This window comes from Kosakonia sp. HypNH10, assembly GCF_029850615.1.
Lineage (GTDB): Bacteria > Pseudomonadota > Gammaproteobacteria > Enterobacterales > Enterobacteriaceae > Kosakonia > Kosakonia cowanii.
In genome coordinates, this window is sequence record NZ_JAOTIU010000008.1 from 142,244 (window position 1) to 158,057 (window position 15,814).

Here is a 15,814-nt window from a genome sequence, read left to right on the forward strand (position 1 = left end):
GGCCGTTTGAGGTTGATATGCAATACATCAAGATCCATTCGCTGGATAACGTCGCAGTAGCGCTGGCCGATCTTGCTGAAGGCGCGGAAGTCGTTATCGACAACCAGACCGTACAGCTGCGCCAGGCCGTATCGCGCGGGCATAAGTTTGCGCTGCACGCCATTAAGCAGGGCGAAAATATTGTCAAATATGGTCTGCCGATTGGTCATGCGACGTCAGATATCGCGTCGGGCGAGTATATCCATTCCCACAATGCGCGGACGAACCTCAGCGATCTGGACGAGTATAGCTATCAACCTGATTTTCAGGATGAGGGCAGCCAGGCGGGCGATCGTGACGTGCAGATCTACCGCCGGGCGAACGGGGAAGTGGGGATCCGTAATGAGTTGTGGATCCTGCCGACGGTCGGCTGCGTCAATGGCATCGCCCGTCAGATCCAGAACCGCTTCCTGAAAGAGACCCACGACGCCGAAGATATCGACGGCGTTTACCTCTTCAGCCACACCTACGGCTGTTCGCAACTGGGCGATGACCACATCAACACGCGCACCATGCTGCAAAATATGGTGCGTCATCCAAATGCGGGCGCGGTGCTGGTGATCGGCCTTGGGTGTGAAAACAACCAGGTTGACGCTTTCCGCCAGACGCTGGGCGAATTTGATGCTGAACGCGTCCACTTTATGGTCTGCCAACACCAGGACGACGAAGTGGAGGCGGGGCTTGAGCATCTGCGCGCGCTCTATGAGGCGATGCGTAACGATCAGCGCGAGCCGGGTAAACTGAGCGAGCTGAAGTTTGGCCTCGAGTGCGGTGGCTCTGACGGGCTTTCCGGTATTACCGCCAACCCGATGCTGGGCCGTTTCTCCGATTATGTGATTGGCAACGGCGGCACCACGGTGCTGACCGAAGTGCCGGAGATGTTCGGTGCTGAGCGCATTCTGATGAGCCATTGCCGTGACGAAAGTACCTTTGAGAAGACCGTGACCATGGTTAACGACTTCAAACAGTACTTTATTGCCCACAATCAGCCGATCTATGAGAACCCGTCGCCGGGCAACAAAGCGGGCGGCATCACTACGCTTGAAGAGAAGTCGCTGGGCTGTACGCAGAAAGCGGGTGCCAGCCAGGTGGTTGATGTGCTGCGCTACGGCGAGCGTCTGCAAACTCACGGCCTCAACCTGCTGAGCGCACCGGGCAACGATGCGGTCGCGACCAGCGCGTTAGCCGGTGCCGGCTGCCATATGGTGCTGTTCAGCACCGGTCGCGGGACGCCCTACGGCGGTTTTGTGCCGACGGTGAAAATTGCCACCAACAGTGAGCTGGCAGCCAAAAAGAGACACTGGATCGATTTTGATGCAGGTCAGTTGATCCACGGCAAAGCAATGCCGCAGCTATTGGAGGAGTTTGTTGATGTGATTGTAGAGATCGCCAACGGCAAGCAGACCTGCAATGAGAAAAATGATTTCCGTGAGTTAGCCATCTTCAAAAGTGGTGTAACTTTATAAATCGCACTGAGAAGTGCAGTAAGCAAAGCGGCGCTACCCTGACAGCGCCGCTTTTTTTTGCCTCTCCGCCGCTCAGCTACGCAGCGCGTTCTTTACCAGCCGCTCATCTTCCGCCTGACACACCGCAGCGGTAAACAGCACATCGGTTGAGGAGTTGAGTGCGGTTTCGCAGGAGTCCTGCAACACGCCGATGATAAAGCCGACCGCCACCACCTGCATGGCAACATCATTAGAGATACCAAACATGTTGCAGGCCAGCGGGATCAGCAGCAGCGAGCCGCCCGCCACGCCGGATGCGCCACAGGCACAGAGCGAAGCCACCACGCTCAGCAGCAGCGCCGTCGGCAGATCGACCGTAATGCCCAGCGTATGCACCGCCGCCAGCGCCAGCACGGTAATAGTGATCGCCGCGCCCGCCATATTAATCGTCGCCCCAAGCGGAATGGAGACCGAGTAGGTGTCGCGATCGAGATTAAGCTTTTCACACAGCGTCATATTGACCGGGATATTCGCCGCCGAGCTGCGGGTGAAAAAGGCCGTTACGCCGCTTTCGCGCAGGCAGGTAAAGACCAGCGGGTAGGGGTTGCGGCGGATCTTCCAGTAGACCAGCAGCGGGTTAATGACCAGCGCGACAAACGCCATGCAGCCCACCAGCACCACCAGCAGTTGCGCATAGCCTAACAGCGCACCAAAACCAGAGGTGGCAAGGGTCGAGGAGACGAGACCGAAAATGCCAATCGGCGCAAAACGGATCACGATCCGCACCATAAAGGTGACGGCACCCGACATATCCTGCACCATCTTTTTCGTCGTCTCGCTGCTGTGACGCAGGGCAAAACCCAGCCCGACGGCCCACACCAGAATGCCGATATAGTTGGCATTCATGATTGCCGTTACCGGGTTGGCGATCATGCTGGTCAGCAAGCCGCGCAGCACCTCGACAATGCCGGAAGGTGGCGTTACATCGCTGGCACCGGGGACTAACTGCAAAGTGGAGGGGAAGAGGAAACTTGCCAGCACGGCGGTAAGCGCAGCGGTAAACGTACCTAATAAATAGAGCACCAGCACCGGACGAAGGTGGGTGCGCTGGCCCTGCTGGTGTCCGGCAATAGACGCCATCACCAGCATCAATACCAGCACCGGCGCAACGGCTTTTAAGGCGCTGACAAACAGCGTACCGAGAATACCGGTAGCGATAGCGGCGGGCGTCGAGATCCACGCCAGTAAAATCCCCAGAACGAGGCCAAGAAGAATCTGTTTCACCAGGCTGCCATCAACGAAACGTTGCAGCAACCCTGACGAGCGGTGCGTTGTCATGCCATTTTCCTTTCGTGTTGTGGAATCACACCCCGCTGCTCTTTTAAACAGAGCTTTGTCAGGATGTAACAATTGTTTGCTGAAAGGAGTATATGAACTCTGCGAGAACAGGGAAGAGAGAGATTTCTACTTTTACGCTCTGGCGCGTCTTTTTCATTTTTGCTGTCGGCATTTTGTGACCAGCACGACAGGGCACGATGAATCGCCGCTCGCGGGGGTGGCAGAGCGGCGATTTACGGCTTACGCGCGGTTTTTCTTGTCGTTCTGGTAGTTAACCCAGCTATTAATTAGCAGCGTCAGCACCAGGATACCGCCCACCACGCCAAGGGAGATGGCGATCGGGATATGGAAGAAATCGACGATCAGCATCTTGATACCGATAAACACCAGAATCACTGACAGACCATATTTGAGCATTGAGAAGCGCTCCGCTACGCCCGCCAGCAGGAAGTACATCGCGCGCAACCCCAGAATGGCAAACAGGTTAGAGGTGAGGACGATAAAGGGATCGGTGGTGACGGCGAAGATTGCCGGAATGCTGTCGACGGCAAAGATCACATCGCTCAGCTCGACCAGAATCAGCACCAGCAGCAGCGGCGTGGCATACAGCAGACCGTTTTTGCGCACAAAGAAGTGCTCACTTTCGATGCTGTCGGTCATGCGCAGATGGCTACGCAGCCAGCGCACCACCGGTTTATCGCCAATGCCCTTCTCATCCTCTTTCGCCAGCGCCATCTTCACGCCGGTAAAGAGCAGGAAGGCACCGAAAACGTAGAGCAGCCATGAGAACTGGGTAATCAGCCAGCTGCCGGCGAAGATCATGATAGTACGCAGCACGATCGCCCCAAGTACGCCGTAGATCAGTACCCGGCGTTGCAGTGCCGCAGGGACGGCAAAGTAGCTGAACAGCATCAGCCAGACGAAGACGTTATCCACCGCCAGCGCTTTTTCAATCAGATAACCGGTTAAGAACGCCAGCGCCTGGGTATCTGCGACCGCGCGCCCTTCGGTTTGCGTCAGATACCACCAGAAGGCGGCATTAAACAGCAGTGACAGGCTAACCCACACCACTGACCACACGGCCGCCTGCTTCATGGTCATCGTATGCGCGCCGCGACGCCCCTGAAGCAGAAGGTCGATCGCCAGCATAACCACCACGGCAACGGCAAAAACGCCCCATAACATCGGTGTGCCAACACTATTCATCACCAGATCCTCACGCAAACAAAAACGGCCAACGTCAGAAGACGTTAGCCGCTTGCCTGGTGCAGGGGGATCTCGCCTTCCGGCAAGGTCTCACTTACGTCGATAACGACGCCCGGCGACCGGGTGCTTAACGCACCGTAATGACGACCCACCGGCGAAGAAGTTACTCCCCTTTGCTGGTAACAAATTATGTCAACACATTGAGCTGGTCAATGTGTCGCCAGCGCTTCTTACGAAGCTTTACGCAGGGAGCTGGGCGCTGAGATCATCGGCCGGGAAGACGACGCCGGTCTGGCGGCGGATCTCCGTTAGCAGTTTTGCCGTAATACGGCTGATCGCAAGCCCCGGATGATTGACCTCATTCTCCTCCACCAGCCGCGCGAAGGTTTCGGCTTCATACAGCATGGTGTTGATATGCTGCGGCTGCGTCAGCTCCTGCGCTTTGCCGCCGCGCGGGATAAAGGAGAGCTTCTGGCACTCGGAAATCTTTTCAATCACCAGCGAACCCGCTTCGCCCTGAATCTCACTCGCCAGCACCGAATCGCTCACTTTCGAGTGTTGCAGCGTGACGCTGAAATCGCCGTAATTCATCACCACCACGCCGTGCGCGTCGACGCCGCTTGAAAGCAGGCTCGCGGAAGCCTGCACGCTGTGCGGTTCGCCCCATAGCGCCACCGCTGAGGCGAGGCAGTAAAAGCCGATATCCATAATCGACCCGTTAGAGAACGCGGGGTTGAAGGTGTTGGGGTTTTCGCCGTAGAGAAAACGCTGATAGCGCGACGAGTACTGGCAGTAGTTAATAAAGGCTTTGCGCAGCTTACCCGCTTTCGCCAGCGACTGCTTCAGCGCCAGGAAGTTTGGCAGGCTGGCAGTTTTGAAGGCTTCAAACAGCACCACCTGATTTTCACGGGCGCAGGCGATGGCGGCCTCCACTTCACGCAGGTTTGAGGCCAGCGGTTTTTCGCAGATCACATGCTTTTTATGGCTGAGAAACAGCTGCGTCTGAGCAAAGTGGAGGGAGTTGGGGCTGGCAATATAGACCGCGTCAATCGCATCGCTCTGCGCCATCTCCTCAAGTGAGGTAAAGAGATGCTCGACAGGGTAGTCGGTGGCGAAGGTTTGCGCCTGTTCAAGGCTGCGGGAATAGACGGCGGTGAGTCTGTATTTGCCCGTTTCATGGGCGGCATCGACAAACTGGCGCGAGATCCAGTTCGTCCCTATGACAGCGAAACGTATCATAAAGGCGCTACTTCTCCGTTAAAGGGTTCCGCTGTCACTCTATCACGTCAACATGACAAAACCAGTGCGCTGGCGCGCATGCTTAGCGCAAGGCGAGATGAGTCAACCACAGCCTGGTATCGAACTCGAGCTGGTGGTACTGCGGCTCCATATGACAGCAGAGCTGGTAAAAAGCTTTGTTGTGCTCTTTCTCGCGCAGGTGCGCCAGTTCGTGCACCACAATCATGCGCAAAAAAGCTTCCGGCGCATCGCGGAAAACGGTGGCGACGCGGATCTCCGCTTTAGCTTTCAGCTTGCCGCCCTGCACGCGGGAAATGGCGGTGTGCAGGCCAAGGGCATTATTGAGCACGTGAATTTTGCTGTCATACATCACTTTATTGACCGGCGCGGCGTTACGCAGAAACTGGTTTTTCATCTCTTGCGTATAGTGATAGAGCGCTTTATCGGTGGTGACGCCGTGGCTGTCGGGGTAGCGTTTTGCCAGCACCTCGCCCAGACGGTTCTGCTCAATCAGCGTATGTACCTGCGCCAGCAGGGATTCAGGATAGCCCTGAAGATAGGTGAGGGTCTTCATGGTGAAATGTGTTTACATCCTTACGTAATTGAGCGATAAAACGCGCGAATTTTAGCATTGCGGAGGGTCGATGAGCCAGGTTGAGTTAAACGGACAGTCATTCACTTTAGACAGATTCCCTGTCGGCGTGGAAGAGGCGTCGCTACAGGCGTGGGATGCAGCGGATGAATATCTTCTGCAACAGGTGGATGCGGTCGATGGCCCGGTTCTGATCTTCAATGACAGCTTCGGCGCGCTGGCCTGCGCGCTGGCGGCCCATCATCCGGTGTCGATTAACGACTCCTTTATTGCCGAGCTGGCAACGCAGCACAACCTGCGCATTAACGATCTCGATGAAGAGGCGGTCACCTTTCAGGACTGCCTCAGCCCGCTGCCGGCCAATCCGGCTTTAGTGCTGATCAAAATACCAAAACAGCTGGCGCTGCTTGAGCAGCAACTGCGCGCTCTGCGTGACGTGGTTACGCCGCAGACGCGAATTATCGCCGGCGCGAAAACCCGCGATATTCACAATTCAACGATGGCGCTGTTTGAAAAGATCCTCGGCCCGACCACCACGACGCTGGCATGGCGCAAAGCGCGCCTAATCAACTGCACCTTTAACGCTCCCGCGCCTGTTGAAACCTCGCTGCTGGCAAGCTGGACGCTGGATGGTACGCCCTGGACCATTCATAACCATGCGAATGTTTTTTCCCGCAGCGGGCTGGATATTGGCGCACGCTTTTTCCTGCAACATCTGCCGGAAAATGTAGAGGGCGAGATGGTCGACCTCGGCTGCGGCAATGGCGTGATTGGTCTGCAACTGCTGGCGAATAACCCGCAGGCGCAGGTGCTGTTTGTTGATGAGTCGGCCATGGCGGTCGCCTCTTCGCGTCTGAACGTGGAGAGCAACCTGCCAGCGGATGTAGAGCGCTGCGAGTTTATGATCAATAACGCGCTCTCCGGCATTGAGCCGGATCGCTTTGCGGCGGTGCTCTGTAACCCGCCGTTCCATCAGCAGAGCGCCATCACCGATCACATTGCCTGGCAGATGTTTAACGATGCGCGCCGCTGCCTGAAGTATGGCGGTGAATTACGTATTGTCGGCAACCGCCATCTCGACTATTTCCGCAAGCTGAAACGCGTGTTCGGCAACTGCGAAACGGTAGCGACCAACAATAAGTTCGTGATCCTCAAATCGGTTAAAGTGCGCAAAAAGCGCTAACCGCAGCGCCATCAAACCTTTGCCGGATGGCGGCTTACGCCTTATCCGGCCTACAACGTCTCAAACTCCACAGGCCTGATAAGCGCAGCGCCATCAGGCGCTTTGCCGGATGGCGGCTCACGCCTCATCCGGTCATCAACATCTCAAACGCGTAGGCCTGATAAGCGCAGCGCCATCAGGCGCTCTGCCGGATGGCGGCTCACGCCTTATCCGGCCTACAAGTCTCAAACTCCGTAGGCCTGATAAGCGTAGCGCCATCAGGCCCTTTGCCGGATGGCGGCTTACGCCTTATCCGGCCTACAAGTCTCAAACTCCGTAGGCCTGATAAACGTAGCGCCATCAGGCGCTTTGCCGGATGGCGGCTTACGCCTTATCCGGCCTACAAATTCTCAAACCCCGCAGGCCTGATAAGCGTAGCGCCATCAGGCATTTTGTTAAATGGTTAACGCCAGTTGCGTGCCCTGGGCTATCGCCCGGCGGGCATCCAGCTCCATCGCCACATCGCAGCCGCCAATCAAATGCACCGGTTTACCGGCTTCGCGCAGCGGTTCGGCCAGCTCGCGTCGCGGCTCCTGGCCTGCACAAATCACCACATTATCCACCGCCAGCACCTGCGGCTCGCCGCCGACCAGAATATGTAAACCCTCATCGTCGATCTTCTGGTAACTCACCGCCGGGATCATCTTCACCCCACGCGACAGCAGCGTGGCGCGGTGGATCCAGCCGGTGGTTTTCCCCAGCCCGTCGCCTGGCTTGCTGGCTTTGCGTTGCAGCATCACAATCTGCCGCGGGCTTTTCGGCAACTGCGGCCCTTCCGGACGCAAGCCGCCGACCTCATTCAGACTGGTATCAATGCCCCACTCTACGCAGAATTCAGCGATATTCTGGCTGGTGGACTCCCCCGGCTGGCTTAAATAGACCGCGGTATCAAAGCCGATCCCGCCGCAGCCGACGATCGCCACGCGTTCACCGACTGGCGCTTTATCGCGCAGTACATCGAGATAGTTCAGCACCTTCGGATGATCGATGCCGTCGATAAGCGGCATGCGCGGCTCAATGCCGCAGGCGAGGATCACCTCATCAAACAGCGTCAGCATACCGGGATCGACACGTTGATTGAGGCAAAGTGCGACGCCGGTTTTGTCGATCATCCGCCGGTAGTAACGCAGGGTTTCATAAAACTCCTCTTTACCGGGGATCTGCTTGGCGACGTTAAACTGCCCGCCGATCTCTGCCTGCGCATCAAACAGCGTTACGCTATGCCCGCGCGCGGCGGCATTCACCGCAAAAGCCAGTCCGGCGGGTCCTGCGCCAACCACCGCGAGGTTTTTCTTCTGCTCTGCCGGGTAGATCGGCATCAGCGTTTCATGGCAGGCGCGCGGGTTGACCAGGCAGGAGGTCACTTTACCGTAGAAGATCTGATCCAGACACGCCTGGTTGCAGCCAATGCAGGTGTTGATCTCCTCTTCCCGGCCGCTCTGCGCTTTGCTTAGCAGCTCCGCATCAGCGAGGAAAGGGCGCGCCATCGACACCATATCCGCATCGTCACGGGCAAGGATCGCTTCGGCCACCTGCGGATCGTTAATGCGGTTGGTGGTGATCAGCGGAACGTTGACTTTGCCTTTCAGCTTGCGCGTCACCCAGCTAAACGCCCCGCGCGGCACCGGTGTGGCAATGGTTGGGATCCGCGCTTCATGCCAGCCGATCCCGGTATTAATAAGCGTAGCGCCTGCCGCTTCAACGGCCTGCGCCAGCGCGATGGTCTCATCCAGCGTGCCGCCACCTTCCACCAGATCGAGCATCGACAGGCGATAGATCAGGATGAAGTTCTCCCCGACGCGCTCACGGATCGCCCGCACCACCTCGAGTGGAAAACGCATCCGGCGAGCATAATCACCGCCCCATTCATCTTCCCGCTGGTTGGTACGCGCGGCGAGAAACTGGTTAATCAGATAGCCTTCTGAGCCCATCACCTCGACACCGTCGTAACCGGCCTGCTGGGCCAGATGCGCGCAGCGCGCGAAATCCTCAATCAGGCTAAGTATTTCATCATGGCTCAGTTCATGAGGTTTGAAGCGGTTGATCGGCGCCTGAATGGCGGAAGGGGCGACCAGGTTGGGCTGAAAACTGTAGCGCCCGGTGTGCAGGATCTGCAGCGCAATTTTGCCCCCCTCCTGATGCACCGCGTCGGTAATGTGCCGATGGTGCGGCAACTGGCTGATATCGTTCAGCACTGCGGCACCCTCCATGGTTACCCCGGAGTGGGCGGGCGAGATGCCGCCCGTGACAATCAGCGCCACGCCATGACGAGCGCGCTCGGCGTAGAAGGCAGCCAGCCGCTCTGCGCCGTCCGGGCGCTCCTCCAGACCGGTGTGCATCGACCCCATCAGCACACGGTTTTTAAGCTGGGTAAAACCCAAATCCAGCGGGGCGAACAGCGACGGGTAGTGGCTCATGCTCTCTTCCAATGTAAAATTATTGTTATGTGGTCGGATGAGTTCTACTTTAGCCGCCGCGGCAACAGAAGGGAAAAGCGGGAGCGAATGATTGTGATGGAATTCAAAAAAGCGCGGGCAGAGTAAATGCCGGATGGCGGCTACGCCTTATCCGGCCTACGGTGAGTGCGGTTTGTTGGTCCGGTAAGGGAAGCGCCATCGTGCAAAAGCGCCGGATGGCGGCTGACGCCTTATCCGGCCTACGGGGGAGTGCGGTTTGTAGGCCCGATAAGCGAAGCGCCATCGGGCAGAAGCGCCGGATGGCGGCTACGCCTTATCCGGCCTACGGCGAGTGCAGTTTGTAGGCCCGATAAGCGAAGCGCCATCGGGCAGGGGTTACACCGGCTCTACCGAAACGCGCAGCGCGGACAATGCTTCGCCTGCGGCGCGCAGCACCTGTTCGCACTGCTCAATGGTGAGCGTGAGCGGCGGCTCAATACGAATGGTTTTCGCATTATTGAGCGTACCGGCCACCAGCACGCGCTGGCGGAACATCTGGCTGGCAAAATTGTACCCCGTCTCGTTATTCACAAACTCAAGCGCCATCAGCATGCCGCGCCCGCGCACATCCTGTACCAGATCGGGATACTGACGCGCCAGCGCACGGAAGCCATCCAGCAGCATGTCGCCTTTCTGCTCTGCCTGCGCCGGCAGGTTCTCTTCCAGCAGCACATTGATGGTCGCCAGCGCCGCCGCACAGGCCAGCGGATTGCCGCCAAAGGTGGTGGTGTGCAGAAACGGGTTATCAAACAGCACCGAGAAGACCTCTTCGGTGGCGATGGTCGCGCCAATCGGCATCACGCCGCCGCCGAGCGCTTTGGCTAAACACATAATGTCCGGCTGCACGTTTTCATGCTCGCAGGCGAACATCTTGCCGGTGCGCCCCATACCGGTTTGCACTTCATCAAAGATGAGCAGCGCGCCAAATTCATCACACAGCTTACGCACCGCAGGCAGGTAGCCCGGCGGAGGCAGGATCACGCCGCCTTCACCCTGAATCGGCTCGAGGATCACCGCCGCAACCTCATCCCCGGTTTTCTGCCCTTCGCAGAGCGCCCTGCGCATGGCGTCGATATCGCCAAACGGCACATGGTGGAAGCCCGGCAGCAGCGGCATAAAGGGTTTACGGAAGGTCGATTTCGCCGTCGCCGAGAGCGAACCAAGGGATTTACCGTGGAACGCGCCGCTGGTGGCGATAAAGGAGAACTTTCCGCGCGGAGATTGATACGCTTTCGCCAGTTTCAGCGCCGCTTCGACGGACTCCGTGCCGCTGTTGCTAAAGAAGCTGTATTTGAGTTTGCCGGGCGCAAGCGCCGCCAGCGTTTTTGCCAGCATCGCCCGTAGCGGGTCGAGAAGCTCCTGGCTGTGCAGAGGTTGTTTGGCGAGTTGGTTCTGTACGGCGGAAACGACAACTGGATTACGGTGCCCCACATTGAAAATACCAAATCCACCCAGGCAATCTAAAAACTCCACTCCCTGGGTGTCGACAAGCGTATTCAGACTGCCTGCTTGCCACTCTACGGCTCCGTAATCCCCGCCGGCAGTTACAGATTTTCGATACTCTAAAAACCCCGGGTTAACATGCTCTTTAAAGTAATCCACAACCTCTCGGTTTAAAGCTTTCATCTCCTCATGATCAAGCGTTCGCTTCTCAATGAGATTCAGGGCGTGAGCGCTGCACGCTAAAGCGGATGCGCTGGAAGGTAACCTGTTCAAAATAAGCTCCAGGAGTCGCGTATCACATGATACTGATTAAAGTATTGCAGGGATTACGCCACTTCGGCGGTGGGCAGAGAAATCGGGATAAACGCCAGGTGAAAGCCAAATCGTACAAGATTTAATCATGCCGCCTGGGCAAAAAATAGGTTACAGCATTGTTAAAAGAGGCGTCGCAAGAGAGTGAAAAAGCCCTTTGCGCCAAAAAAGTGCGTCGAATGCATGAAAATGGGGCATAACCGGTAAGCTTAACTAAGTGTTTTCAAGCTGAAACTATTAAAATCAATATCTTAACAAACCTATCAAAATCAGGGTTTTCTGCCGATTTGCGATCTAAATCAAATTTAACAACTAAAGATAAATTCATTATCGCCGAAATAACATTCGCAATAATTTTTTCACGGCAATATAACCTGCACAGGACGCAACCATGTCTTCTCCTCTTTATGTCAGCCAGCGCAACTTTCCGCTGGACGATGACGCCACGCTGATGTCCACCACTGATACGCAGAGCTACATCACTCACGCTAACGATGCGTTTATTCATGCCAGCGGTTATCACCTCAATGAGTTAAACGGCCAACCGCACAATGTTGTGCGCCATCCCGATATGCCGAAAGCGGCATTTGCCGATATGTGGTTCACCCTGAAACAGGGCGAGCCGTGGAGCGGTATTGTGAAAAACCGCCGTAAAAATGGCGATCACTACTGGGTGCGCGCGAATGCGATTCCGATGGTGCGTAACGGCGAAGTGACCGGCTATATGTCGATTCGCACCCGCGCAACGGAGCAGGAGATCGCGGCAGTCGAGCCGCTATACAGCGCATTAAATGAAGGAAGCAGCAAAAAGCGCCTGCATAAAGGCCTGGTGCTGGGTAAAGGCGTACTCGGGAAAGTGGCCACGCTGCCGCTGCGCTGGCGCGCGCGCAGCGTCATGACGCTGCTGTGGGTGGCGCAGCTAGCGGCGCTGTGGTTTACCGGTGCGCATCCCGTGTCGATGCTGGTCAGTACGCTGGTAATGCTGCTGGGCGCGCTGGCGTTTGAGTGGCAGATTGTTCGTCCGGTCGAGAATGTGGCAAAGCAGGCGCTGAGTGTGGCAACAGGCGATCGTAACAGCGTCGATTTCCTTAACCGCAGCGATGAAGTGGGGCTGATCCTGCGTTCTGTCGGACAACTGGGGCTGATGTGCCGCTGGCTGATTAACGATGTCTCTGGTCAGGTGAGCAGCGTGCTTAACGGCAGCGAAACGCTGGCGAAGGGCAACGATGATTTGAATGAGCGTACGCGCCAGACGGTAGTTAACGTGCAGCAGACCGTGGCGACAATGGGCCAGATGGCCGCGTCGGTACAGAGCAACTCGGAAACGGCGTCTGCGGCGGATAAGCTCTCCAGCTCTGCCAGCAACGCCGCCGCTCACGGCGGTAAAGCAATGGAAACGGTGGTGAAAACCATGGATGAGATTGCCGACAGCACGCAGCGTATCGGCTCCATCACCGCGCTGATTAACGATATCGCTTTCCAGACCAACATTCTGGCGCTGAACGCCGCGGTTGAAGCCGCGCGAGCAGGGGAGCAGGGCAAAGGCTTCGCGGTGGTTGCCGGGGAAGTTCGTCACCTGGCCAGCCGCAGCGCTAACGCCGCGAATGATATCCGTAAACTGATTGATGCCAGTGCCAGCAAAGTGCAGTCAGGCTCCGACCAGGTTCACGCAGCGGGCCGCACGATGGATGATATTGTGGCCCAGGTTAAAGATGTCACCGCCTTGATTGCCCAGATTAGCCAGTCTACTTCTGAGCAGGCGACGGGGCTTGCGGATCTGACGCGCGCCGTGGCGGAGCTGGATGCGATTACGCAGAAAAACGCCGGGCTGGTTGAACAGAGCGCGGAGGTGTCGTCAATGGTGAAACAGCGCGCAGGTCGGCTGCAGGACGCGGTTTCCGTATTGCATTAAGAAATATTTAATTAAAAAAACCGCCGCCTCTGCTGGCGGTTTTTTTATTTCTGGTAATGCGGTTTGATGTTAATAATTTATTCTTAATTGTTACTTTTTTATTAAATGATATTTTGTTAGGGCTGGATTGAATAAATTAGTTAGCTTGAAATTTAATTTCCAATTAACTCTAGTTAACTCCCATTAATATATCCATGAAATAATAAGAAAACGAAACAAATAACGATCAATGACGCTAAATTGATAGCTCATGGCTATCCAATGGGCAATTAATTTAATAAAAAAACGATCAAACTCATAAAGTTAGCATTTACGTTACCGATAACGTCTGGTGGCGGCAGGCTTTCCATTCGCGCCGGGGACTTAAGCGTGCCTTCTGAATTAGGGTTCAAGGCTTTTGTCAGCAAGACATTCAAATCCACGGAGAAGATATGTTTTTACATGATGTAAAAATCGGTACGAAATTATTTCTGGCATTCGGATTCTTTATTGTATTGATGGTGGTGAGTTCCTGTTTCTCGCTTTTTAGCCTTAATCGTGCCAACAACGGTATGCAAGAAATTGTGCATGAGGATTATCCCACGACCGTTAAAGCAAACCAGCTGATTGATAATTTCCAGACGTTCGTCAGTACGCAACAATTAATGCTGTTAGATACGGACGGCAAATGGTCGGCTGATTCTCAAAAAGAGCTGGCGGCCATCAGCGCGCGTATTACGACTATACTGGCAGACTTATCGAAGAACCTGCGCGACGAGCAGTCGCAGCAAATCCTTGCTGATATTCGCACCGTGCGCCAGCAGTACCTCGACTCCCGTTTTCGTATTCTCGATGCGGTAAAACGCAACGATCGCCCGGCCGCCATTCAGGAGATGATGACCAATACCATCACTGTCCAGAAGGCCTATAAAGCGAAAGTGCAGGAGCTGATCGCCATCCAGGATCGGCAGATGCGTGACGCGGGTCAGCAGGTGCAGAATGACTTTGGCTCTAACCGCCTGCTGTTGATTGCGCTGGCGGCGATCAGTATTGCCCTCGGAAGCCTGATTGGCGTGGTGATCGCGCGTATGATCACTCGTCCGCTTCGCGAAGCAGTGACTTTTGCTGAAGCGATTGCCGACGGTGACTTAACCCGTTCGATTGACTCGCGTCATCGCGATGAAACCGGGACGCTGTTGCGCGCGCTGATGGAGATGAAAAACCGCCTGGTGGAGATTGTGCATCAGGTGCAGAACGGCTCTGAAAATATCTCCAGCGCGGCGGCGCAGATTGTTGCTGGTAACCAGGATCTGGCGGCACGCACGGAAGAGCAGGCGAGTTCCGTTGAGCAGACCGCGGCATCCATGGAGCAGATCACCGCAACCGTGAAGAACACCGCCGATCACACCTCTGAAGCCACCACGCTGTCGGCCGATGCGGCGACGGTGGTGAAAAGCAATGGCGAGATGATGATGCAGGTCACCGAGAAGATGCGGGTGATCAACGATACCTCTAACCGCATGTCCGATATCATCAACCTGATTGATGCGATTGCCTTCCAGACCAACATTCTGGCGTTGAACGCCGCGGTGGAAGCGGCACGTGCCGGTGAGCATGGCCGTGGTTTTGCCGTGGTGGCGGGTGAAGTGCGTCAGCTGGCGCAGAAAAGCGCTTCATCGGCGAATGATATTCGCCATCTGATCGAGAGCTCAGCCAGCCAGACCCGTGAAGGGATGGCGCTGGTGGAGAAAGCCAGCGCACTGATTAACGGTATGGTGACCAACGTCGAAGAGATGGATGTGATCCTGCGTGAAATCGGCCAGGCGAGCCGCGAACAGACCGACGGCATTTCGCAGATCAACAGTGCTATCGGCCTGATTGACTCCACCACCCAGCAAAACTCAAGCCTGGTGGAAGAGTCCGTCGCGGCGGCGGCGGCACTGAACGACCAGGCGCTGCATCTGCGCGAACTGGTGAAGGTCTTCCGCCTGCGTGAAGCGCCAATGCCGGCTTAATCCAGCTGGGATATCTCCAGCGCCGCGCGGTCGATAATGCCAATTATCTGTTTAAGCTGCGCGGCGCTGAGCGCCTGCTGATTCACGCGCAGATCGAGCACGGCTTTAAAGTTCGCCAGTGCCCGTTTCATCTGCGGATCTCTGCGCAACTGATAGCCGACATTCCGTGCTTTAACCCGCTCCAGAATCTGCGCCAGCTGCTGCTGGCTCTCGTCCAGCCACTGCTGACCGTGTCGCGTTATCGCAATCACCCTGCGCCCACTCTCCTCATCGCTGATAGTAATCAACTGCTGATCGCGCAATAGATCGAGAGTCGGGTAGATCACGCCGGGGCTGGGCGTGTAGTTTCCCTCGGTCAGCGTTTCGATGGCTTTAATCAGCTCATACCCGTGGCTGGCGCTGTCGCGCAGCAGATGCAGCACCACCAGGCGTAACTCCCCGTGACCGAAAAAGCGCTGCCGACGGCCGCCTTGATGTGGGTGATCGTGACTCTTCTGTGAATGGCGCATCTTACTCTCCGTCTTAATTAGATATATCTAATCTATATCTAAACCCTGTCTGTTAATAGGATCGTTTAATGCCATATTTTTATCTTGTTGATAATTATGATTTTAAA

Annotated in this window: 11 protein-coding genes; 4 read left to right on the plus strand and 7 right to left on the minus strand. The window is 56.1% G+C overall.

The window, feature by feature from the left end:
- The first annotated feature begins 17 nt into the window (after window positions 1–17).
- Window positions 18–1,505, plus strand: coding sequence for an altronate dehydratase family protein (locus tag N7V53_RS19720; RefSeq protein WP_279794594.1), 1,488 nt, complete (start codon window positions 18–20; stop codon window positions 1,503–1,505).
- A gap of 72 nt (window positions 1,506–1,577) precedes the next feature.
- Here the strand turns inward: N7V53_RS19720 and sstT are convergent, their stop codons facing one another.
- From sstT to N7V53_RS19740, 4 genes are all read right to left on the minus strand, one after another.
- On the minus strand, window positions 1,578–2,822 hold the full coding sequence (gene sstT, locus N7V53_RS19725) for a serine/threonine transporter SstT (RefSeq protein WP_279794595.1): 1,245 nt from the start codon (window positions 2,820–2,822) through the stop codon (window positions 1,578–1,580).
- 240 nt (window positions 2,823–3,062) lie between these two features.
- The gene (locus N7V53_RS19730; RefSeq protein WP_023480751.1) at window positions 3,063–4,028 is read right to left on the minus strand and encodes a TerC family protein; all 966 of its coding nucleotides are present in this window, start codon (window positions 4,026–4,028) and stop codon (window positions 3,063–3,065) included.
- 240 nt (window positions 4,029–4,268) lie between these two features.
- Window positions 4,269–5,267, minus strand: a complete 999-nt coding sequence (locus N7V53_RS19735) for a Gfo/Idh/MocA family oxidoreductase (RefSeq protein ID WP_279794596.1) — start codon at window positions 5,265–5,267, stop codon at window positions 4,269–4,271.
- Between the two features lie 82 nt (window positions 5,268–5,349).
- Window positions 5,350–5,841, minus strand: coding sequence for a M48 family metallopeptidase (locus N7V53_RS19740; RefSeq protein WP_023480715.1), 492 nt, complete (start codon window positions 5,839–5,841; stop codon window positions 5,350–5,352).
- Window positions 5,842–5,911: 70 nt separating this feature from the next.
- Here N7V53_RS19740 and rlmG point away from each other — a divergent pair, with 70 nt between their 5' ends.
- Window positions 5,912–7,042 (plus strand): 23S rRNA (guanine(1835)-N(2))-methyltransferase RlmG, encoded by a 1,131-nt coding sequence (rlmG, locus tag N7V53_RS19745; RefSeq protein WP_279794598.1) that lies wholly within the window; start codon window positions 5,912–5,914, stop codon window positions 7,040–7,042.
- A gap of 434 nt (window positions 7,043–7,476) precedes the next feature.
- On the opposite strand, the gene N7V53_RS19750 is transcribed toward rlmG, so the two are convergent.
- Both N7V53_RS19750 and ygjG read right to left on the minus strand, forming a co-directional pair.
- Entirely contained in the window at window positions 7,477–9,498 is a 2,022-nt protein-coding gene (locus N7V53_RS19750) for an NADPH-dependent 2,4-dienoyl-CoA reductase (RefSeq protein WP_279794600.1), read from the minus strand.
- Window positions 9,499–9,873: 375 nt separating this feature from the next.
- Window positions 9,874–11,253, minus strand: coding sequence for a putrescine aminotransferase (gene ygjG / locus N7V53_RS19755; protein WP_279794601.1), 1,380 nt, complete (start codon window positions 11,251–11,253; stop codon window positions 9,874–9,876).
- 430 nt (window positions 11,254–11,683) lie between these two features.
- Between ygjG and N7V53_RS19760 the strand changes: the two genes are divergently transcribed.
- Both N7V53_RS19760 and N7V53_RS19765 read left to right on the plus strand, forming a co-directional pair.
- Complete coding sequence (locus N7V53_RS19760) at window positions 11,684–13,204, plus strand: PAS domain-containing methyl-accepting chemotaxis protein (protein ID WP_023480707.1); 1,521 nt, start codon at window positions 11,684–11,686, stop codon at window positions 13,202–13,204.
- A gap of 431 nt (window positions 13,205–13,635) precedes the next feature.
- Complete coding sequence (locus tag N7V53_RS19765; RefSeq protein WP_279794603.1) at window positions 13,636–15,198, plus strand: methyl-accepting chemotaxis protein; 1,563 nt, start codon at window positions 13,636–13,638, stop codon at window positions 15,196–15,198.
- Here N7V53_RS19765 and N7V53_RS19770 read toward each other — a convergent pair.
- Window positions 15,195–15,707: a PadR family transcriptional regulator gene (locus N7V53_RS19770; RefSeq protein ID WP_279794605.1), complete on the minus strand. Its 513-nt coding sequence runs from the start codon at window positions 15,705–15,707 to the stop codon at window positions 15,195–15,197. The two genes, N7V53_RS19765 and N7V53_RS19770, sit on opposite strands and share 4 nt — an antisense overlap.
- Window positions 15,708–15,814 lie beyond the last annotated feature (107 nt).

Coding starts and splice junctions, on each gene's coding strand:
- N7V53_RS19720 (WP_279794594.1), top strand. CDS start 18: ATGCAATACATCAAGATCCATTCGCTGGATAACGTCGCAGTAGCGCTG.
- sstT (WP_279794595.1), bottom strand. CDS start 2,822: ATGACAACGCACCGCTCGTCAGGGTTGCTGCAACGTTTCGTTGATGGC.
- N7V53_RS19730 (WP_023480751.1), bottom strand. CDS start 4,028: ATGAATAGTGTTGGCACACCGATGTTATGGGGCGTTTTTGCCGTTGCC.
- N7V53_RS19735 (WP_279794596.1), bottom strand. CDS start 5,267: ATGATACGTTTCGCTGTCATAGGGACGAACTGGATCTCGCGCCAGTTT.
- N7V53_RS19740 (WP_023480715.1), bottom strand. CDS start 5,841: ATGAAGACCCTCACCTATCTTCAGGGCTATCCTGAATCCCTGCTGGCG.
- rlmG (WP_279794598.1), top strand. CDS start 5,912: ATGAGCCAGGTTGAGTTAAACGGACAGTCATTCACTTTAGACAGATTC.
- N7V53_RS19750 (WP_279794600.1), bottom strand. CDS start 9,498: ATGAGCCACTACCCGTCGCTGTTCGCCCCGCTGGATTTGGGTTTTACC.
- N7V53_RS19760 (WP_023480707.1), top strand. CDS start 11,684: ATGTCTTCTCCTCTTTATGTCAGCCAGCGCAACTTTCCGCTGGACGAT.
- N7V53_RS19765 (WP_279794603.1), top strand. CDS start 13,636: ATGTTTTTACATGATGTAAAAATCGGTACGAAATTATTTCTGGCATTC.
- N7V53_RS19770 (WP_279794605.1), bottom strand. CDS start 15,707: ATGCGCCATTCACAGAAGAGTCACGATCACCCACATCAAGGCGGCCGT.